The following is a 20070-nucleotide window of genomic DNA, read 5'->3' on the forward strand; positions in this document are numbered from 1 at the left end:
GCCGAGATGAGTCGGCGCTGGCCTACTTGCGACGGGCGCCAGCCTGGCCCTGGGCGGTGTCGGGCGTAGGCGAATCGCTGGCGTTCTTTTTAGCGCTACTAACGCCCTGGCCGGGTGCTAGCGCCGTGCCTTCCTGGGTATCGCCCGACATTACGGCGTTGGCCGACGGGGCGGGACGCGGCTCCAGGCGCGTGCCCGAGTTGAGGGGCCGGCTGATGGCGCCGCCTTTGTCCTGGCTGGGCGCCTCGGGCGTGCCTTGGTCGAAGTTGTCGGTGGGGCGCGTGCCGGGCGGAATCATATCATCCGACACTTTATTTTCAGGACGCCAATCGGAGGGCTCGCTGCTGCACGAAGCAACTAACAGCATGGCGGCCGGAGCCAGATAAAGGAGCAGCTTTTTCATACGGGTCAAAAAAATCCTTGCGGAAACTAAATAGAAAGTCGTGAGAAGGGCCGCACTATACGGCCAGCGCTAGGCGGCAGGTGCATCGGCCAGCAGGCCTTTGCGGCGCAGCAGCGCCTCAAACAGCTTGCGGTCGTTGTCGTTGTTGAACAAGCGCAGGGGCAAATGTAGAAACACCGGCACGTCAAATGTGCTGGCTATCCAGCGGCGCCAGGGGGCTAGCTCGGCGGGCGGCGCACCGGGCTTCAGGTAGAGCAGGTAGGCATCGGGCTCGCGGCGCACGCGGCCAATCTGGTCCCAGGGCAGGGCCATGGCCCGCTGCTCGCTCTGACGCAGAATGAGCTGGCGCTGGTCGGCCTCGTAGTTCATGCGCTCAAACAAGGGCTTGCTCTGCTCCATCTGCGTCACGCCCGTGACGAGCGATGAGCGGATAAGCACAAAAATGAGCGCCAGGGCCAACCCCAGCAGCAGCCACCACCACGAATGCCAGATGGCCGCCGGCAGCACGCCTACCGCAAACGGAATAAGTGTGTACCACCACTCTTTGCGCCACACCTCCCCCATCGCAATGCGGGTATAGGTATTCGGGTCAAACTGGTATTTCTTGGTTTTAATGGTGCCGGGCAGCGACTGGGGCGCCTGCTGCTGGCGAAAGCCGCCGCCACCGCCGCGTTGATTAGGAGGTATCATGCTATCTGGTCATGCTGGGCCTGCGAAGCATCTTATCACGCTCGCGGGACACGGGTACTGATTAATTCTGACGAAGGCCGCCGTGATAAGATGCCTCCTTCATCAATATGACAGGGGTTAGTAGGCTTTTAAGCTCAAATCCAGGATGTTGGCCGAGTGCGTGAGGGCCCCGACCGAGATGTAGTCGACGCCCGTAGCAGCTACCTCAGCAATGGTTTGCTCCGTGATGCCGCCGCTAGCCTCCAGGGGCAGGCGGCCGGCCACCAGGGCCACGGCTTCGCGCAGCTGGGCAGGGGCCATGTTGTCGAGCATAATGCGCTCGATACCACCCGCGCTCAGGGCCTGCTCTACCTCGGCTAGGGTGCGGGTTTCGACCACGATGGGTAGCTGCCGGCCCGTGCTACGCAGATAGTCGTGGGTGGCCGCGATAGCCGCCGCGATGCCGCCAGCATAATCTACGTGGTTGTCTTTCAGCATTATCATGTCGAAAAGCCCGTAGCGATGATTGACGCCCCCCCCGATGAGCACTGCCCACTTTTCGCACAGGCGAAAGTTGGGTGTCGTCTTGCGGGTATCGAGCAGGCGGGCTTTGGTACCGGCCAGCAGCGCGGTGAGGTGCGCCGTGTAAGTGGCAATGCCGCTCATGCGCTGCATGCAGTTGAGCACCAGCCGCTCGGCCGTGAGGATGCTGCGGGCGGGCCCTTCTACCGTGAAGGCCACGTCGCCGTGGCGCACCCTAGCGCCGTCGGCGAGCTGCACACTCATGGTGAGCGCGGGGTCTACTTCCTTGAAAATCAATTCAGCCAGCGCCACGCCGGCTAGCACACCCTCGGCTTTTACCAGCAGCTTGGCGCGGTTGCGGGCGTCGGCCGGAATGGCGGCCAGGGCCGAGTGGTCGCCGTCGCCCACATCCTCGGCTAGGGCCGTGCGAATGAACGTGATGAGCGCTGCGGGCGTGAGGTAAGGGGCGGGGGTTGCTGACACCCGGCAAAGGTACGCCGGGCGGCGGGCGCACAAAAAACCCGGCCGCTTGCGTAGCGGCCGGGCTTCAGGTAAATCGCTCAGGTTATTCCTTGGTAAAATCGATGGTATCTATCGTTGGGCTGGGCTGCTTGGGCTTGAGCTTGATAAACACCTGGTAGTTGCCGTTGCGGCCTACATAATGGCAGGTGGCATATAATATTCCTTCGCCACTGGCTCCCTGGTGGATGATATCAAAACTGGAAGGTGGGTTTTTAGCAAAAAAGTTTTTCATCACCAATTCAGTCTGCGTGGCATTGTAGCTCTGCTTATCGCCATCGAAACCTACTTCCACCGATGGGGCGAGGTAGCGAGCCAAGTCGCGCGACGAGCCGCTGGCAATGGCCGAGCGCACCACCGATAGCTGGTCGGCTCCTTGTGCCAAGCCCACTAGCCCGGTTGCCAGCAGAAGCCAGCCGAAAAGAAAAAATTTGGTAAAAAGTCGGTTCATAGCAAAAAGCTTCGCGAGCAGGTCGGAGGCGCTTGGGGCGGCATAAGCTAAAACTATGCCAGCAAGAACGAGTTTGAAGGAATTCTGAAGCCTGATTAGCGGGCCGGAGCCTACTACGGAAAGAAGATGCTTTAGGGTGCGAGGCGTACTTTTGCTGGCATGAACAAGCAGGTCCTCTTAGTTATTCTGGATGGGTGGGGCATCGCCCCGAATGTAGAGGCTTCGGCCGTTGATAAAGCACAGACGCCTTACTTTCACGACTTACTCAAGCGCTTTCCGCACAGCACGTTGCAGGCCTCAGGCGAGGCCGTAGGGCTGCCCGACGGCCAGATGGGCAACTCGGAAGTGGGCCACATGAACATTGGCGCAGGCCGCGTGGTAGACCAGGAGCTGGTACGCATTGCCAAGTCTATCCGGGAGCGCAAGATAGGGCAGGTGCCGGCGCTAAAAGAAGCGCTGGAGTATGCAAAGCTAAACAATAAAGCCTTCCATCTTATTGGCCTGCTGTCGGATGGCGGGGTGCACTCACACATCGACCATGTGAAAGCGCTCTGCACCATCGCGCACGAAGCCGAAGTGCACCAGGTATTTGTGCACGCCTTCACCGACGGACGCGATACCGACCCCAAGAGCGGCGTACACTACGTCAACGACCTGGAGCAGTACAATGAGCGCACGGGGGCCAAAATCGCCTCCATCGTGGGCCGCTACTACGCCATGGACCGCGACCAGCGCTGGGAGCGCGTCAAAATAGCCTACGACCTGCTCGTGAACGGCGTGGGCACGCCTTCGCAAAACCTGATTCAAAGCATTCAGGAGCAGTACAAGGAGGGTGTTACGGATGAGTTTTTGAAGCCCATCGTAAAGGTGGGCGCCGATGGCCAGCCGCTCGCCACTATTAAGGAAGGCGATGTGGTCCTGTGCTTCAACTTCCGCACCGACCGGGGCCGCGAAATCACGGAGGCACTTACGCAGCAGGATTTCAACGCCTACCAGATGCACCGCCTCAACCTGCGCTACCTCACCATGACGACCTACGACGAAACGTTTGTGGGGGTGACGCCGATTTTTGAGAAGGATAACCTCGACAACACGCTCGGGCAGGTGCTGGCGGCGCACGGCAAGACGCAGATTCGCATGGCCGAAACGGAGAAATATCCGCACGTGACGTTCTTTTTCTCGGGTGGCCGCGAAAAAGAATTTGAAGGCGAAACGCGCATCCTACGTGCCTCACCCAAAGTGGCGACCTACGACCTGGCGCCCGAGATGAGCGCCTACGAGCTGCGCGACGCCCTGGTGCCCGAGCTGCAAGCCAATTCGGCCGATTTTGTGGTCATCAACTTCGCTAACCCCGACATGGTGGGCCATACCGGCGTATTTGAAGCTGTGGTGAAAGCCGTGGAAACCGCCGATGCCTGCGCCCACGACGTGGTAGAAACGGCCCTAGCGGCCGGCTACGCCACTATCGTTATTGCCGACCACGGCAACGCCGAGTACATGCGCAACGCCGACGGCTCGCCCAATACGGCCCACACTACTAACCTGGTACCCTGCATTTTAGCCGATAATACGTACCAGGGTACCCTGGCCAATGGCAAGCTCGGCGATATCGCGCCCACCATTCTGGAGCTGATGGGCGTGCCCCGGCCCGCCGAAATGACGGGTCAAAGCCTGCTGCGCCCCTAGCCCAGGGCTAGCGCGAACAAATTGAGTTGAATTTTTCTTTCTCGCATGTGTCCCGCAGTGTTGGGCTGAAGTCGTCCTTCGGCGCGCAGTGCGGGACACCTTGTTAAGATGGGTTGTAGAAGCAGCTTTTATTTCCTGAGTACGGCCGCACTACTCGCGCTGAGCAGCTGCGACAAGGGCGCGGCCACCGACCCGGCCGCGCCCGGCGCCGCGCACCAGCATGGGGCTTATTTCGACGTGCGGGGCCTGCTCGATGCGCAGGTGCGGCAGCTCACGGCCAGCCGCCCCGGCGTGGAGAAGCGCGTGAGCCTGCGCGGCAGCCCCCCCGAAACCGTGCGCGTGCCGCAGGTAAAATGGGCCGATGAGCTCCAGGTATTTTACCAGGCCGACATCAACAAAGCCGCCCTGCGCGGCGCTTACGCCGTGGATTCGGCTAGCCTGCCCGGTGGGGCCGTGCGCCGCACCTACCGCCTGCGCCCGGGCCACGACAACGCGCCCGTGCTGCGCCTCGATGTAACCAGCCAGGCTAGCCAGCCTCAGGAAATAGTAGCCCGGCTTCGGCAGGATAACGCGTTGTTTTTCGGGCAAAAAGACCTGCGCCTCATGCTGCAAAACGGCCACCTCAGCCAGTACAGCGCCAGCGGCGTGCAAAAGCTGGTGCTCTTCGATACGCTGCGCTACACCACGACGATGCGCGTGCTGTAGCGCGAAGCTTTGGCTTCGCGCTACTCGCCCATGAGGGTGGCTACTACCCAGCGGCGGCCGCCCTGGCGGCGGTGTTCGCCCAGGCACACGCCCTGCCAGGTGCCGAGCAGCAGGCGGCCGTCGGCAATGGGCACCGTGACGGAGGTACCGAGCATGGCCGCCTTGAGGTGAGCCGTCATGTCGTCGGGCCCTTCGAGGGTGTGCTGAAAGTAGGGCGCATTGTCGGGGGCTAGCCGGCGGAAATACTCCTGAAAGTCGCGCCGCACCGTGGGGTCGGCGTTTTCGGTAATGAAAAGGCTGGCCGACGTATGCTGGATGCAGAAATTGGCGGTGCCTACGCTCAGCGTTTCGAGCTCGGGCAACTCACTCAGCAGCAAGTCGGTGATGAGGTGAAAGCCCTCGGCGACGGCCGGCAGGCGCAGGCGTTTTTGAATGAAGCGCATGAAGCGGGCTAGGGCTTGGTGACGCGGTAGGCCCCGAGGTCGGGGGTGCTGGTATTGCGGGGCAGGTTCAGCAAGTCGCGGGGCACGAAGGGCGGTACGGCCGTTTTGCGGGCCAGCGCGGGCGAGCCGGCGCTGGCCCGGTAGTCGCCAAAGCTCCCCCCTAGTGACCGCACAAATTTCGGGTCCTGGTTTAAGAGGTTATTCAGCCCGGCCTTGCCCAGGCCCGGGACGCCACTCGCATCGGTAGTGGCCGCGTAGAGCTGGCTTTTGAGCAGCGTATTCTGCACGCTCACGCCCGCTTTATACTCTTCGTAATTTTCCAGGTACAGCTCGTCGTCGCTAGAGCCCCACACAATGGAGTTTTGCAGGCTAACGGTCAGCCCAGAGGGGTTGCGGGGCTTGCCGTCGAGCGCCGAGAGGTCGGTGAACGTCAGCGAGGCCGTTTTGCGCACCGCCGAGGCGGCCGGATAATTCGCTATCGTGCAGTAATTGAGCGAGTAGCTGCCACCACCGTAGCCGCGCAGGGCATATTCGTAGCAATCGCTGAAGAGCGTATTCTCGGCGGTGACTTTGCCCGACAAGCTCAGGATGCCGGCCCCCTCAGTAATGCCAAGCAGGTTGTAGCTGGCCAGTTGGGTGGCCGCGCCGGCAAAGTTGGCGCTAGCCCCCGAGATGTAGCAGATAACACTGTTTTGCAGCAGCAAGTCGGGCTGGGGGGCCGCGTTGCCGGGGTTGAACAGCAGCGCGCCGTAGGCGGCATTCTGAATCTGGGCGTAGCGAATAACGTTGCCGTGGCTGGTAGCGTCGAACAAAATGCCCGTCCATTGCCCCGGCGCCGTGGCATACTGTGCCTCGCCGCTGCGGTCGCCGGCAAAGCGCACGATGTTGGCGTTGGTAGCCTTTACGGTGTCGGTGGGGCCGGTGCCGGGCTGGTAGTCGCTAGGGTCGTTCACGAGCAAGGTGCCTTGCACAATGAGCATCGCCCCAGCGTGGGCGTAGATGCGCGTGCCGGGCTTGATGCGCAGCGTGCAGCCCTGGGGCACTACCACCGTGCCGTAGAGCACGTGCGGCCGGTCTTTGGTCCAGACAGTGCCGCAGGGCAATGCCAAAGGCTGAGACGTGCCATCGTGCAGGTAGATATTCTGGCCAAACGAGCGCAGCAGCACGCGTTGGTCTTGGCCGTTGGTGCGGAAATTCAAGTTTTCCTGCACCACGAGGTTCTTGGCAGGGCCGCTCTGCCCGCCGTCTTTTAGCTGCGCCCGCACCAGGATGAGCAGGCTGTCATTGCCCCGGATGTAGATGCCGTTCGCCGTCTGCTTCATATCGCCGTTGATGATGAGCGTGTAGGGCGAGGCCGCCGGGTTGTCGAGGCTGATGAGGTCCACGTTCACCGCCCGCGGGTTGCGGTTGTACACCCATAGCCGCTTGGTAACGGTGCGGATGGTGGTAAAAACCGTGTCGAACTTCACCGTATCGGCCGAGAAGGCTAGCCCGCCCGAGGTCTGCAGCTCTTCTTCGCGGGGCTTGCAGCCGGGCATAGTCAGGCTAAGAACGGCGCTGAGCAACAGAAGAACGGGAAAAAGTAGCTTCTTTATCATAGAGCAGACGCAGCGACTAAGCTGCAACGATACCGGCTAACCTTTGGTATTCTGGCAAACAAGAACGTCATGCGGCACTTGTCGAGGCATCTCTACTAAACGACACCCTAGCGGCGCGGTAAAGATGCTTCGGCAAGCGCCGCATGACGTTCTGGAAGCATTGCAAACGAGCGGCGTTTATTCCGCGCCCACTTTCAGGCGCTCGGCGCTTTCGGCCAGGCGCAGCTGCTCCACAAAGTCGTCGATATTGCCGTCCATCACGTTGGGCAGGTTGTAGACGGTGTAGCCGATGCGGTGGTCGGTCACGCGGCCCTGCGGGTAGTTGTAGGTGCGAATTTTGTCGGAGCGGTCGCCGCTGCCAATCATGCCCTTGCGGATGGCGCCTTCGGCCTCGTTTTTCTTGGCCAGCTCAATCTCGAAGATGCGCGAGCGCAGTACCTGCAGCGCCTTGTCGAAGTTCTTGAGCTGCGATTTTTGGTCCTGGCACTGGGCCACGATGCCCGTAGGAATGTGGGTGAGGCGCACGGCCGAGTACGTCGTGTTTACCGACTGCCCACCGGGGCCGGAAGACATAAACAAATCCTTGCGGATATCATTCATATCCAGCTCGATGTCGAATTCTTCAGCCTCAGGCATTACCACGATAGAAGCTACCGAGGTGTGGATGCGGCCCTGGGTTTCGGTGGCCGGCACGCGCTGCACGCGGTGCACGCCGCTCTCAAACTTGAGCTTGCCGTACACGTCCTCGCCTTTCACGGCGAGGACGATTTCTTTGTAGCCACCGGCGGTGCCTTCCATGGCGTCTACTAGCTCCATTTTCCAGCCCTGCTTTTCAGCAAAGCGCAGGTACATGCGCTGCAGGTCGCCGGCGAAGAGCGAGGCCTCGTCGCCGCCCGCCCCGGCCCGGATTTCCATAATTACATCTTTCGAGTCGTTGGGGTCTTTCGGAATCAGCAACTCTTTAATGGCTACCTCCATGCGGTCGGCCTCGGGCAGCAGCTCGTCGAGCTCGGCTTTGGCCATCTCGCGGAAGTCCTCGTCTTTTTCCGTCGAAATAACCTGACGGGCACCCTCTATATTACTGAGCACCTGCTGGTAAGCGCGGTACGCAGTCACAATTTTACCTAGTTCTTTGAACTCCTTGTTCAGGGACTTGAAGCGCTTCATGTCGCTCATCACCTCGGGCTGCATCAGCTCGTGGTTCACATTATCGTAGCGCTCGCGGATGGCTTCGAGTTTATCCAGCATTTTGTGGTCAGAAAAAATAGTCAGTAGTTTGCAAAGATACGGCCTGGTAACAACGTCCTTTGCGGTCGGCGTTCCGCGCCAATTCTTTACGCTGGCCTAGGGCTCTCCCTCCCACCCACGCTAGGCCCCTCTCTCCTACTGCACGGCTCGCTGCGGCCAGCCGTGCTTTCGACACCTGAGCGTATGCAAGTTTTGAAGTTCGGGGGCACGTCGGTGGCCTCCGCCGAAAACATCGGGAAAGTAATTGCCATCGTGACGAGCGCGCTGGCCCACGGACCAGTGGCCCTGGTCGTATCGGCGCTGGGCGGCACCACCGACGCCCTCATTAGCGTGGGCCGCACCGCAGCGGCCGGCGACGAAGCCTTCCGCCAAACGCTGCGCCAGCTCGAAGCCCGCCACCTCAACGCCGCCGAAAGCCTGCTGCCCGAGGCAGCCAGCCAAACCGAGATTCAGCCCTGGCTCACGGCCCAGTTTACCGAGCTGGCGCTGCTGGCCGACGGCATTTTTGCGCTGGGCGAGCTTTCGCCGCGCACCCTCGATAGGCTGATGAGCTACGGCGAGCTGCTGTCGTCGCGGCTGGTTGTGGCTGCGTTTCAGGCCCGGGGCATTGCCGCGGCCTGGGCCGATAGCCGCCAGCTTATTCGCACCAACTCGCACTTCGGCATGGCGCAGGTCGATGAGGAAATTACCCAACGCCAGGTTACCTATTTTCAGCAAGAAAACGGAGCTAGCCTGTGGGTGGCGCCTGGCTTTATCGCGGCCGATGCCGAAGGGCACACTACCACGCTGGGCCGCGGCGGCTCCGACTACACGGCCGCCATCCTGGCGGCCGCGCTAGGGGCCGAGAAACTCGAAATCTGGACCGACGTGAGCGGCATGCTCACCGCCGACCCGCGCCTGGTGCGCTCGGCCAGGCCCATCGCACGCATCAGCTACGAGGAAGCCATGGAGCTGTCGCACTTCGGGGCCAAGGTGCTGTACGCGCCCACGGTGCAGCCGGTGCGCCGGCGCGGCATCCCGATGTGGATTAAAAACACCTTTGCGCCAGCCGATTACGGCACGCTGGTAGAGGTGGCCCCGCCGCCGAGCATCGGGGTGGTGCGCGGCTTATCGAGCATCGGCCACCTGGCTTTGCTTAACCTGGAGGGTAGCGGCATGGTGGGCGTGCCGGGCTTTTCGGCGCGGCTGTTTGCGGCACTGGCCAGGGCCCGCATCAACGTGGTGCTCATTACCCAAAGCTCGTCGGAGCACTCCATCTGCGTGGGCGTGAGCGAGGGCGACGTGCCCGCCGCGCAAGAGGTAGTGAATGACGAGTTTGCGGCCGAAATCTCGGCCGGCCGCCTGGAGCCGTTGCGGCCCGAAACGGGGCTAGCCATCGTGGCGCTGGTGGGCGACAATATGCGCAACCACCCTGGCATCAGCGGGCGCTTGTTTAGCGCGCTGGGGCACAACGGGGTGAACATTAGGGCCATTGCGCAGGGGGCTAGCGAGCGTAATATCTCGACCGTGATTCGGGCCGACGATGTGCGCAAGGCCATCAACGTACTGCACGAAGAGTTTTTTGAAGCCACGTATAAACAGGTCAACCTCTTCATACTAGGCCCTGGCAACGTGGGCGGTAAGCTGCTCGGCCAGCTAGCCCAGCAGCAGGAGTATTTGCGCGAGAAGCTCGGCCTCGACCTGCGCGTGGTAGCCATCGCCAACAGCCGCCACTGCCTGGTAAGCGACGAAGGCAGCCTCGACCTCCGCACCTGGCCTGAAGACTTGGACAAAGCGCCCAGGCTTTCGCTCGGTGAGCTTACCCAGCTCATTATCAGCAAGAACCTGCGCAATTCCATTTTCGTGGACGTGACGGCTAACCCGGCCGCTGCCGAGCAATATGCGCCGCTGCTCGCCAAGAGCGTGGCCGTGGTGGCCTGCAACAAAATTGCTGCCTCGGGCACCTACGCCAGCTACCGCCAGCTCAAGCAGCTAGCCCGCGATTTTAACACGAAATACCTGTTTGAAACCAACGTGGGCGCGGCCCTGCCCGTCATCGGCACGCTCGGCGACCTCACGCGCAGCGGCGACGTGGTGCGCCGTATGCAGGCCGTGCTGTCGGGCACGCTCAACTTCGTGTTCAACAACTACGACGGCACCCGGCCCTTTGCCGAGGTGGTGGCCCAGGCCCAAGCCGAAGGCTACACTGAGCCCGACCCGCGCCTCGACCTCAACGGCTCGGACGTGGCCCGCAAAATCCTCATCCTGGCCCGCGAGGCCGGCCAGCAGCTGGAAATGAGCGACGTAGCCAACGAAAGCTTCCTGCCCGCTAGCTGCCTCGAAGGCGACGTGGCTGCTTTCTACGGGCAGCTGGCGGTGCATGAGCCGCACTTCCGCGCCCTCTTCGACGCAGCCGCCAGCCAGGGCAAGCGCCTCAAATTCGTGGCCCAGTACGCCGATGGAAAAGCGTCAGTGGGCTTGCAGCAGATTGCGCCCGGCCACGACCTCTATGAGCTTCGCGGCAAAGACAACCTGGTGCTCTTCTATACCGACCGCTACCCCGAGCAGCCGCTGGTGGTGAAGGGCGCCGGGGCCGGGGCCGAGGTCACAGCCAGCGGTGTGTTTGCCGATATCATCCGGGCGGCGCGACTGTAGACGCCTCACCCCCGGCCCCACTCCGCAAAGGAGAGGGAAGCCAGACGATTTACTTTACTGTTTACGAATGTCCGCGCTATCTCGGCCCCCCCCTCTCTTTTTCGGAGAGGGGCCGGGGGGTGAGGCGACACGTTAGCTAATGTCATTACCATCCTCCGTCACCGTGCACGCGCCGGCCACCATCGCCAACGTCGGCTGCGGCTTCGATGTGCTGGGCCTGTGCCTCACCGCGCCCTACGACACCGTGCGCCTCACGCGCCGCGAGCAGCCCGGCCTCGTCATTCATCACCTCGACGACTATGACCTGCCCACCGACCCTAGCCGCAACGTGGCGGGCGCCGCCCTGCTAGCCCTGCTGCGCGCCGTGCCCGAGCCGCTAGGCTTCGAGGTGGAGATTACCAAGGGCATCCGGCCCGGCAGTGGCATCGGTAGCAGCGCGGCCAGCGCGGCGGGTGCCGTGGTGGCCGCCAATGCCTTGCTCGGCAACCGCTTCTCGCACAAAGAGCTGATTGACATGGCCATGTACGGCGAGGCCGTAGCCTCGGGTGTGCGCCACGCCGACAACATCGCGCCCGCTATTTGCGGCGGCTTCACGCTGGTGCGAGCCGTGACGCCGGCGCTCGATGTGCTAGCCCTGCCCGCGCCGCCACTGTGGGTGGCAGTGGTGCACCCGCAGTTTGAGGTGAAAACCAAAGAAGCCCGCGCCGTGCTGCCTACCTCGGTGCCGCTAGCCCTGGCCGTGCGGCAGTGGGCCAACGTGGGCGGTCTGGTAGCCGGCTTTCTCACCCAGGATAACGCCTTGATTGCCCGCGCCCTCGAAGACTACATCGTAGAGCCTGCCCGCGCCTCACTCATTCCCGGCCTGGGCGATGCCAAGCGGCTGGCAATGGCCGCTGGCGCGCTGGGCGGCGGTATTTCGGGCTCGGGCCCGTCGATTTTTATGCTCAATAAAGACGAGGCTACCGCCCGCGCCGCCGCCGAGGCGCTAGGCAGTGTGTACCGTAAAATGGGCATCGACTTTCACCTGCACGTGGGGCCTATTGCCAGCCAGGGCGCCCGGGTGGTTAATTTTTAGCTGTTAGCTTTTGGCTAGTAGCTGCTAGCTACCGGCCTCATTGAAAAAGCTAACAGCTGGCAGCAAAGAGCTAACAGCTAGAAAAATGAATTACTACAGCCTCAACCGCCAGTCGCCACCCGTCGATTTTCGCACGGCTACCATTGCTGGGCAGGCGCCCGATGGGGGCCTGTATTTCCCCGAAAGCATCCCGCAGTTTTCAACCGAACTCCTTAAAAACCTGGCTAGCCTTTCGCAGGCCGACATTGCCTACGAGGTAATGCGGCCCTACGTGGGCGCTACCATCCCGGAGGCCGACCTGCGCCGCATCTGCGCCGAAACGGTTGATTTCGCCTTTCCGCTGGTGCCCATTACCGAGCAAATTGGCGCGCTGGAATTGTTCCACGGGCCCACGCTGGCGTTTAAGGATGTGGGTGCACGGTTTATGAGCCGCTGCCTGGGTTATTTCTCGCGGGGCGAAACCAAGCCGGTGACGGTGCTCGTGGCCACCTCCGGCGATACAGGCGGGGCCGTGGCGCACGGCTTCCTGGGCGTGCCGGGCGTGGAGGTGGTCATTCTGTACCCCTCGGGCAAGGTGAGCCCCTTGCAGGAATTGCAGCTCACTACGCTAGGGCAAAATATTACGGCGCTGGAGGTTAGCGGCAACTTTGACGACTGCCAGCGCTTAGTGAAGCAGGCTTTTTTGGATGAAGACCTGACCAGCCGCCGCACCCTCACCTCGGCCAATAGCATCAACGTGGCGCGTTGGCTGCCGCAGCAGCTGTATTATTTGTTTGCGATGCAACAGTGGGCGCCGGGCGCCCCGCCGGTTGTTTCGGTGCCCAGCGGCAACTTTGGCAACCTCTGCGCCGGGCTGCTAGCCCACGCTTCGGGCCTGCCGGTGGGCCACTTTATCGCGGCCTGCAATGCCAACGATGCCGGCGCGGAATACCTGCGCACGGCCATTTTCACGCCCAAAACTGCGGTGGCTACCATTTCTAACGCTATGGACGTGGGCCACCCTAGCAATTTTGTGCGCATCCTGGAGCTCTTCAAGCAGGAGCACGCGGCCATCAGCCAACTACTGAACGGCTATACCGTGAGCGACGCCGATACCAGCGCTACCATTCGGCGGGTGGAAGCCGAGCGCGGCTACCTGCTCGACCCGCACGGCGCGGTGGCCTTTTTTGCGCTGGAAAAATATCTGGCCGAGTACCCGGCCGCCGCGGGCTTTCTGCTGGCCACGGCCCACCCGGTGAAGTTTCCGGAGGTGGTCGAGCCGCTTATCGGTCGCAAGATTGAGCTACCCAGCACCCTGCATTATTTGCTGGAAAAACCCAAGCAAAGCGTGCCACTAGCCCCTAGCTACGATGCGCTGCGGGCGTGGCTGCTGCCTGGCAATGCGTGAGGGGGTGAATGAGCGAATGGCGGAATGATGTTGCGCCCATTCGCTCATTCACCCCTTCACGCATTGTCCTTGCAACCTTCGCCCTACTAAAGCAGTTGCCGCAGTATGGTTTTACCGAAAATCAATGTTGTTCTTTTCGTAGCGCTAGGGCTGGCCGCCTGCCGGCCCGACCAGGTAAAGCACCTGCCCGGCACTAAGCAGATAGCCGAAGAAACCGCCAATTGGGAAGTCAAGCGCATCATGCCCAACGACTTGCTCCACGCCACGCGCTGGGCCGGCGACTCTATCACGGCCTACGCCGACACGCTGCTGCGCCGCACCTTGGCCCGCGAGCTGGCCAAGGGCAGCCTGGCACAAGCTGCTAACTTTTGTCGCCCTCAGAGCTACCCGCAGGTCGATTCGATGGCGCGCAAGTGGCACGCTAGCCCCCGCCGCGCCGAGTGGCAGCCTGCTCCGGCCAGTGCCACGCCGGCTGCCGTGGCTGCCGCCGGCCTGCGGCCCGATACCATGCGCCTCATCGGCCGGCCGGCCGCCGATACCTTTTACTACCAGCGGCCTATCGTGCTGGCCAACAACCTCTGCCTGCGCTGTCACGGTCAGCCCGGCCACGACCTTACTCTAGCCGACGCCCAGCTGCTGCGGCAGCAGCATCCGGGCCTCAAATCGGTGGGCCGGCAGCGGGGCCAGGTGCTAGGGGCCTGGCAGCTCACCTTAGACCGCAGTGGGGTGGCCGAGTTCTACACCATGAAAACGCGCAAGAAGTGGAAGGAACACAAAATGCCCAAGCTATTCTAAACTAATTTAAATGACTGATATCCAATCCCCTGTTATTATTATCGGCGCGGGTATGGCCGGCCTAGCCTGCGCCAACTGGCTGCACCGGGCCGGCCGCTCGGTGCTGGTGCTCGAAGCCGCCGACGGCGTAGGTGGCCGCGTGCGCACTGACCTCACGCCCGATGGGTTTCGGCTCGACCGCGGCTTTCAGATTCTGCTAACCAATTACCCCGAGGCGCGGCGTATGTTCGACTACGGTGCACTGCAGTTGAAGTCGTTTCGCTCGGGTGCCCTCATCCGGCTGGCCGACGGCAGCGAAACTATGCTCGAAAACCCGCTGCACGCCCCTGGCATGGCCTTCGCCGCGCTAGCCTCGCCCATAGGCACGCTCAAAGACAAGCTCTTGATTGGCAAGCTAGTGGCGCAGCTAGCGGGCGCTTCGCCCGAGCAACTGCTGGCCCGGCCCGGCAGCACTACCCTCGACTATTTACGCCGTTACGGCTGGAGCGAGCAGATTATCAACAGCTTTTTCAAGCCCTTCTTCGGTGGTGTGTACCTCGACCGCGAGCTGAACACCGGCAGCAACTTCTTTGAATTTGTATTTCAGCAGTTTGCACAGGGTGCGGCGGCCGTGCCGGCGCTGGGCATCCAGCAGCTGCCCGAGCAGTTGGCCGCCCGTCTGCCCGCCGATGCTATTCGCCTGAACACGCCCGTGGCGGCCGTAGCTGAAGGCGGCCGCCTCGTGCACCTGGCTAACGGCGAAACCCTGCACGCTGCGGCCGTAGTGCTGGCCACCGATGGCCCGGCTGCCGCCCGCCTGCTGGGCGCCGACCTGCCCGCGCCGGCCACCCCCGTCGCTAGGCCCACCACCTGCACATACTTCGCCACCGCGGGCCCCGCGCCCAGTCACGGCCGCAACATCCTGCATCTCAATGCTCAGCCCGATGCGCTGGTACACAATGTGGCTTTCCCGGCCGAAACCGGGGCTAGCGTGGCACCACTTGGCCAGGGCCTGGTATCGGTAAGCACCCACGGCGAGCATGGCTTGTCGGACGAGGAACTGACTGCCCGCCTGCGTACCGAGTTGGCTGCTTGGTTTGGGCCGCTGGCTACTATGTGGCGGCACCTGCGCACCTACCGCATCGCCCAGGCGCTGCCCGTGTATGGCCCTGGCCAGCCGGTGCAGCAAGAGCTACAGCTCGGCGAAACGCTCTTTCGCTGCGGCGACTGGGTCAGCTATCCATCGCTCAACGCGGCGCTGGGCACCGGTCGCCAGGTGGCCGAAATGCTGCTGGCGCAGTAGCGCGAGCTTTGTAGTTGGCGTTTTAGTGACGCCTCAATGACCCTGGCGGCGCGAGGATGCGAGCCACAAGGCTCGCGCTACTGCTCACACCAGCGCCACCAACGCTTGCAGCAGCGGCGCGGGCCGCTCAGCCAGGTAAGCCACGCACTGCGTAAGCAGCACGTTTTCACTGCCCACCACGCGCAGCGGACGGGCCACCACGCCCGGCACCGTGCTCAGGTCGAAAAATGACGGCACAAACGCCACGCCCAGCCCTAGCCGCACGAGGTTGCTGAGCAGCTCCAACGACGATACTTCCTGCACAATGGCCCCGCGCCGACTGAAGCCGGCTTGCTGACACAGGTGTTCAATCTCTTCGTACACCGGGTGCAGGGGCCGGCTGATTTCAACCCATTTTTCGTGGGCTAGCGCCTCTAGCGGCACCTCGGGCAGACCAGCCAGCGGGTGCGCAGCCGGCAGCGCCACCGCTAGCCCCCCCTGGCCAAAGGGCCGCGCCGCCAGCTCGGGGTGCAGCAGCGGCAGCATGGTGAGGCCCAACTCAATGCGGCCGGCTACCAGCGCCTCCTGCACCGCCCGAAAAGTCGGCAGCTCGTGCAAATGAAACTGCACGTCGGGAAAGCTCTGGTTGAAGCGCTGCACAATGCCTACCAGCCGGTCGGGACGCAGCAATTGGTAGTAGCCCAGCTCCACCGTTTTTTGCTGCGAGCCTACCCGGCGCACGTTTTCAACGGCCTGCCGACTTAGGTGCAGCAGCTGCTGAGCTTCGGCCAAGAATGCGCTACCTGCCTCAGTCAGCACTACCCGGCGCTGACGTGTGCGCTGCTGATGGTCAAATAACTCGACCCCTAGCTCGCTTTCTAAAAGCTGAATCTGCTGGCTAAGCGCCGGCTGCGACACGCACAATTTTTCGGCGGCCCGGCCATAGTGTAACGCGGAGGCGACCTCGACAAAGTAGCGCAGCTGGCGGAGTTCCATACCGCAAATCTCCATAAGAAATTCTTATTGGGCTCATAAGTAGCCGATATTGGACATCTCGACTAACGGGCGTTAGTATTGCGTTGTAACTAAGCACTATCCACCCCTAGCCACATATGGAAACCCTCGTCGCCCAGGAGCTACAGCAGCGCGCTACCACTGACTTTTTGCCGCTACTCGGCACCGATTACCTCGAATTTTATGTAGGCAATGCCAAGCAAGCTGCCTACTACTACAAAGCGGCCTTCGGCTTCCAGACAGTAGCCTACGCCGGCCCCGAAACCGGCGTGCGCGACCGCGCCAGCTACGTAGTGCAGCAGGGCAAAATCCGGTTGGTACTCACCACTGCTATGCACTCCGACCACGAGATTTCGGCACACGTGCGCCAGCACGGCGATGGGGTTAAAATCCTGGCCTTGTGGGTAGAAGATGCCTTCGAGAGCTACGAAAAAACCATGAGCCGCGGCGCCCGCAGCTACCAGGAGCCTAAGGTCCTCACCGACGAGTTTGGCGAGGTGCGCACGGCCGGCATCTACACTTATGGCGAAACGGTGCACATGTTCATCGAGCGCAAAAACTACCACGGCGCCTTCTTGCCGGGCTACGTAGCTCAGCAGTCGAGTTTTAACCCTAGCGAAGTGGGCCTACGCTACGTGGACCACTGCGTGGGTAACGTGGGCTGGAACCGCATGAACGAAACGGTGAAGTGGTACGAGGACGTGATGGGCTTCGCCAATATCCTGAGCTTTGACGACAAGCAGATTACGACCGAGTACTCGGCCCTCATGAGCAAGGTGATGAGCAATGGCAACGGCTACGTGAAATTTCCTATCAACGAGCCCGCCGAGGGCAAGAAAAAATCGCAGATTGAGGAATACCTGACCTTTTACGAAGGCGAGGGCGTGCAGCACATTGCCGTGGCTACCGACGACATTATCAGCACGGTACGCGAGTTGAAGGCGCGTGGCGTGGAGTTTTTGAACACCCCCGACACGTACTACGACAACCTGCGCGCCCACGTCGGCAACATTGACGAGGATGTAGAAGCTCTGCGCGCCCTGCGCATCATGGCCGACCGCGACGAAGAGGGCTACCTGCTCCAGATTTTTACGAAGCCCGTGGAGGACCGGCCCACGGTATTCTTCGAAATTATCCAGCGCAAGGGCGCCAAGAGCTTCGGCGCGGGCAACTTCAAAGCGCTATTTGAAAGCCTGGAGCGCGAGCAGGACCGCCGCGGCAACCTGTAAGCACCGGCCCTTTTATCTGTCATGCTGAGCTTGCAAAGCATCTTATCACGCCAGAACGAAGCCGTTCGAACCTAATAAGATGCTTCGCAAGTTCAGCATGACACACGGTTTTTAGGGCTAGCCACTTTTTCTTAACTCTACTCCCACCCAAATGCCCATTTACCACAAGCTTGGCCGACTGCCGCACACGCGCCACACGGTATTCGAGAAGCCCGAGGGCGGGCTTTACTACGAGCAGCTGTTTGGCACCATCGGCTTCGAGGGCATGTCGTCGCTCATGTACCACCTGCGCCGACCCACCACGGTGAAGGAAATCGTGGGGGAGACTGACCTCACGCCCAAAGTCGCCATAGAAAAAAGTATCAAGGCCCGGTTGCTCAAGGGCTTTGAGGTGCCACCGCAAGATGACTATCTGGCTAGCCGCACGCCGGTGCTGGTGAATAGCGACGTGCACATCGTGCTGGCCGCACCACGCCACTCGCTCACGGCCTATTTCTACAAAAACGCCGATGCCGATGAGCTACTATTCATCCACAAAGGCACCGGCAAGCTACGCACGCAGCTCGGCAACATCTGCTTCGAGCCGGGCGACTACTTGCTGGTGCCGCGCGGCATTATCTACCAGATTGAGTTTGATACGGAAGACAACCGGCTCTTTATCGCCGAGTCGTTTCACCCCATCTATACGCCCAAGCGCTACCGCAACCACTTTGGCCAGCTCCTAGAGCACGCGCCCTACTCAGAGCGCGACTACAAGCTGCCCGAAGAGTTGGAAACGCACGACGAACTAGGCGACTTCACGGTCAAAATCAAGAAGCAAGGCATACTGCATGAGTTGGTGTACCCTAGCCACCCATTCGACGTGGTAGGCTGGGACGGGTATAATTATCCCTACGGGATGAATATCCGCGACTTCCAGCCCATCACGGGCAAGGTGCACCAGCCGCCACCCGTGCACCAGCAGTTCGAAACTAAAGCGTTTGTGGTATGCTCCTTCGTGCCCCGTCTGTTTGATTATCACCCGCAGGCCATTCCGGCGCCTTATCACCACTCCAACATCGACTCCGATGAGGTGCTGTACTATGTAGACGGCAACTTCATGTCGCGCAATAACATCGCCCAAGGTCATATCACGCTGCACCCCGGCGGTATTCCGCACGGCCCCGCGCCGGGCGCCTATGAGCGCAGCATCGGCAAAACCGGCACCGACGAGTGGGCCGTGATGATTGATACCTTCCGCCCGCTCATGCTAACGGAAGCCGCGCTTCGGCTAGACGACGGTAATTATTATCAGTCGTGGCTCGAACCTGCCAGCCCTACCGCCGCTAGCCCCGACCAGCGCCTCGAACGCCCCGAATAACAAGCTTGCCCCAACCTCCCACTCTGGTCCCACTCCTAGCGTGCGGGCTGGCTACCCTAGCCGGCCCGCTTTTTAGTACGCGCTCTGGTTATATGAAAAACTTGTTGGCTCAATTTGAGTGGAAGTGCCCTGAAATCGTTTTTGAATGGCAAGACCCCGAAACCGAGGCAGAAGGCTGGGTAGTCATCAACTCGCTGCGCGGCGGCGCGGCCGGGGGAGGCACCCGCATGCGCAAGGGCCTCGATAAGCGCGAAGTCGAGAGCCTAGCCAAGACAATGGAAGTAAAATTCACGGTATCGGGCCCAGCCATCGGTGGTGCCAAATCAGGCATCAAATTCGACCCGCAAGACCCATGCAAGCGCGGCGTGCTCGAACGTTGGTACAAGGCCGTCTTTCCGCTATTGAAAGCCTACTATGGCACTGGCGGTGACCTCAACGTGGATGAAATCCACGAGGTAATTCCTCTCACCGAAGAGTATAGACTCTGGCACCCGCGGGAAGGTGTTGTAAAGGGCCATTACCACGCCACCGAGCCCCAGAAAATTCAAAAGCTCGGCCAACTTCGCAAAGATGTGATTAAAGTGCTCGAAGATGCTGCTTACCCCCCTAGCTTGGCCCATAAGTGTACCATAGCAGACCTTATCACCGGTTACGGTGTCGCTGAGGCTGTACGCCACTACTATGCGCTATGGGCAGGCCAGGCAGTGGCTGGCAAGCGTGTCATCATTCAAGGCTGGGGCAATGTAGGCGCTGCTGCCTATTACCTGGCTACTTAAGATGCATACATCGTCGGGATTATTGACTGAGCAGGTGGCATCTTGCGCCCGCCGGCTTTGCCCAGCGCGCGTTTGAAATGGCCTTGCGACAACTCGTCTATTAAGAGCATCCTTACTACGCTCCTAGTGAGACCTTCAGAAGCTCGTCAGGGGCGTAGTAAGGGTACTCGCCAGCCCAAAAGCCTTACACCTGCCTAAGATTAGCTCCTTGTTCAGCAGGCGCGTGGCGCGTGGCGCCGGCAGCGAGGGGCGGGGGCGTGGGTCGAGGGCAGGAAATGCAAGAGCCCTGCTTACA

At 61.4% G+C, this 20070-nt stretch carries 17 protein-coding genes and 1 pseudogene; 10 read left to right on the forward strand and 8 right to left on the reverse strand.

The annotated features are described in order from the left end of the window. Window positions 1-22: 22 nt before the first annotated feature. The 4 genes from J4D99_RS21170 to J4D99_RS21185 all read right to left on the reverse strand — a co-directional run bounded on the left by J4D99_RS21170 (window position 23) and on the right by J4D99_RS21185 (window position 2564). On the reverse strand, window positions 23-403 hold the full coding sequence (locus J4D99_RS21170) for a hypothetical protein (RefSeq protein ID WP_208133746.1): 381 nt from the start codon (window positions 401-403) through the stop codon (window positions 23-25). Window positions 404-472: 69 nt separating this feature from the next. Beyond that, entirely contained in the window at window positions 473-1093 is a 621-nt protein-coding gene (locus tag J4D99_RS21175; protein ID WP_208133747.1) for a YcxB family protein, read from the reverse strand. Between the two features lie 117 nt (window positions 1094-1210). Then, window positions 1211-2077 carry a carboxylating nicotinate-nucleotide diphosphorylase gene (gene nadC, locus J4D99_RS21180; RefSeq protein WP_208133748.1) on the reverse strand — a complete coding sequence of 289 codons (867 nt, stop codon included), beginning with the start codon at window positions 2075-2077 and terminating at the stop codon, window positions 1211-1213. Between the two features lie 82 nt (window positions 2078-2159). After that, window positions 2160-2564: a DUF4783 domain-containing protein gene (locus tag J4D99_RS21185; RefSeq protein WP_208133749.1), complete on the reverse strand. Its 405-nt coding sequence runs from the start codon at window positions 2562-2564 to the stop codon at window positions 2160-2162. A gap of 159 nt (window positions 2565-2723) precedes the next feature. Here J4D99_RS21185 and gpmI point away from each other — a divergent pair, with 159 nt between their 5' ends. Beyond that, window positions 2724-4250: a 2,3-bisphosphoglycerate-independent phosphoglycerate mutase gene (gene gpmI / locus J4D99_RS21190; protein ID WP_208133750.1), complete on the forward strand. Its 1527-nt coding sequence runs from the start codon at window positions 2724-2726 to the stop codon at window positions 4248-4250. A 108-nt stretch (window positions 4251-4358) separates the two neighbouring features. Then, window positions 4359-4955 (forward strand): hypothetical protein, encoded by a 597-nt coding sequence (locus J4D99_RS21195; RefSeq protein WP_208133751.1) that lies wholly within the window; start codon window positions 4359-4361, stop codon window positions 4953-4955. Window positions 4956-4975: 20 nt separating this feature from the next. Here the strand turns inward: J4D99_RS21195 and J4D99_RS21200 are convergent, their stop codons facing one another. The 3 genes from J4D99_RS21200 to prfA all read right to left on the reverse strand — a co-directional run bounded on the left by J4D99_RS21200 (window position 4976) and on the right by prfA (window position 8244). After that, window positions 4976-5398, reverse strand: coding sequence for a secondary thiamine-phosphate synthase enzyme YjbQ (locus J4D99_RS21200; protein WP_208133752.1), 423 nt, complete (start codon window positions 5396-5398; stop codon window positions 4976-4978). Between the two features lie 8 nt (window positions 5399-5406). Further along, window positions 5407-6963, reverse strand: coding sequence for a hypothetical protein (locus tag J4D99_RS21205; protein ID WP_208133753.1), 1557 nt, complete (start codon window positions 6961-6963; stop codon window positions 5407-5409). A gap of 210 nt (window positions 6964-7173) precedes the next feature. Continuing rightward, window positions 7174-8244, reverse strand: a complete 1071-nt coding sequence (gene prfA / locus J4D99_RS21210; RefSeq protein ID WP_208133754.1) for a peptide chain release factor 1 — start codon at window positions 8242-8244, stop codon at window positions 7174-7176. A 183-nt stretch (window positions 8245-8427) separates the two neighbouring features. On the opposite strand from prfA, the gene thrA reads away from it, so the two are divergent. The 5 genes from thrA (at window position 8428) to J4D99_RS21235 (ending at window position 15417) form a co-directional block, all read left to right on the forward strand. Beyond that, window positions 8428-10878, forward strand: coding sequence for a bifunctional aspartate kinase/homoserine dehydrogenase I (gene thrA, locus J4D99_RS21215; RefSeq protein WP_208133755.1), 2451 nt, complete (start codon window positions 8428-8430; stop codon window positions 10876-10878). A gap of 139 nt (window positions 10879-11017) precedes the next feature. Beyond that, window positions 11018-11953, forward strand: a complete 936-nt coding sequence (locus J4D99_RS21220; RefSeq protein ID WP_208133756.1) for a homoserine kinase — start codon at window positions 11018-11020, stop codon at window positions 11951-11953. Between the two features lie 85 nt (window positions 11954-12038). Further along, a complete protein-coding gene (gene thrC, locus J4D99_RS21225) occupies window positions 12039-13340 on the forward strand; it encodes a threonine synthase (protein ID WP_208133757.1) in 1302 nt (433 codons plus the stop codon). Between the two features lie 105 nt (window positions 13341-13445). After that, window positions 13446-14135, forward strand: coding sequence for a c-type heme family protein (locus tag J4D99_RS21230; RefSeq protein ID WP_208133758.1), 690 nt, complete (start codon window positions 13446-13448; stop codon window positions 14133-14135). Between the two features lie 10 nt (window positions 14136-14145). Next, entirely contained in the window at window positions 14146-15417 is a 1272-nt protein-coding gene (locus J4D99_RS21235) for a protoporphyrinogen/coproporphyrinogen oxidase (protein WP_208133759.1), read from the forward strand. Between the two features lie 84 nt (window positions 15418-15501). On the opposite strand, the gene J4D99_RS21240 is transcribed toward J4D99_RS21235, so the two are convergent. Beyond that, entirely contained in the window at window positions 15502-16392 is an 891-nt protein-coding gene (locus J4D99_RS21240) for a LysR family transcriptional regulator (RefSeq protein ID WP_208133760.1), read from the reverse strand. A 116-nt stretch (window positions 16393-16508) separates the two neighbouring features. Here J4D99_RS21240 and hppD point away from each other — a divergent pair, with 116 nt between their 5' ends. The 3 genes and pseudogenes from hppD to J4D99_RS21255 all read left to right on the forward strand — a co-directional run. Then, the gene (gene hppD / locus J4D99_RS21245) at window positions 16509-17639 is read left to right on the forward strand and encodes a 4-hydroxyphenylpyruvate dioxygenase (protein WP_208133761.1); all 1131 of its coding nucleotides are present in this window, start codon (window positions 16509-16511) and stop codon (window positions 17637-17639) included. 151 nt (window positions 17640-17790) lie between these two features. Next, window positions 17791-18999 (forward strand): homogentisate 1,2-dioxygenase, encoded by a 1209-nt coding sequence (locus J4D99_RS21250; protein WP_208133762.1) that lies wholly within the window; start codon window positions 17791-17793, stop codon window positions 18997-18999. Window positions 19000-19091: 92 nt separating this feature from the next. After that, window positions 19092-19769 (forward strand): annotated as a pseudogene (locus J4D99_RS21255) (Glu/Leu/Phe/Val dehydrogenase dimerization domain-containing protein); the annotation flags it as partial. Window positions 19770-20070: the final 301 nt, after the last annotated feature.

The sequence above is a fragment of the Hymenobacter sp. BT559 genome (genome assembly GCF_017571525.1).
GTDB classification, from domain to species: Bacteria; Bacteroidota; Bacteroidia; order Cytophagales; family Hymenobacteraceae; genus Hymenobacter; species Hymenobacter ginsengisoli.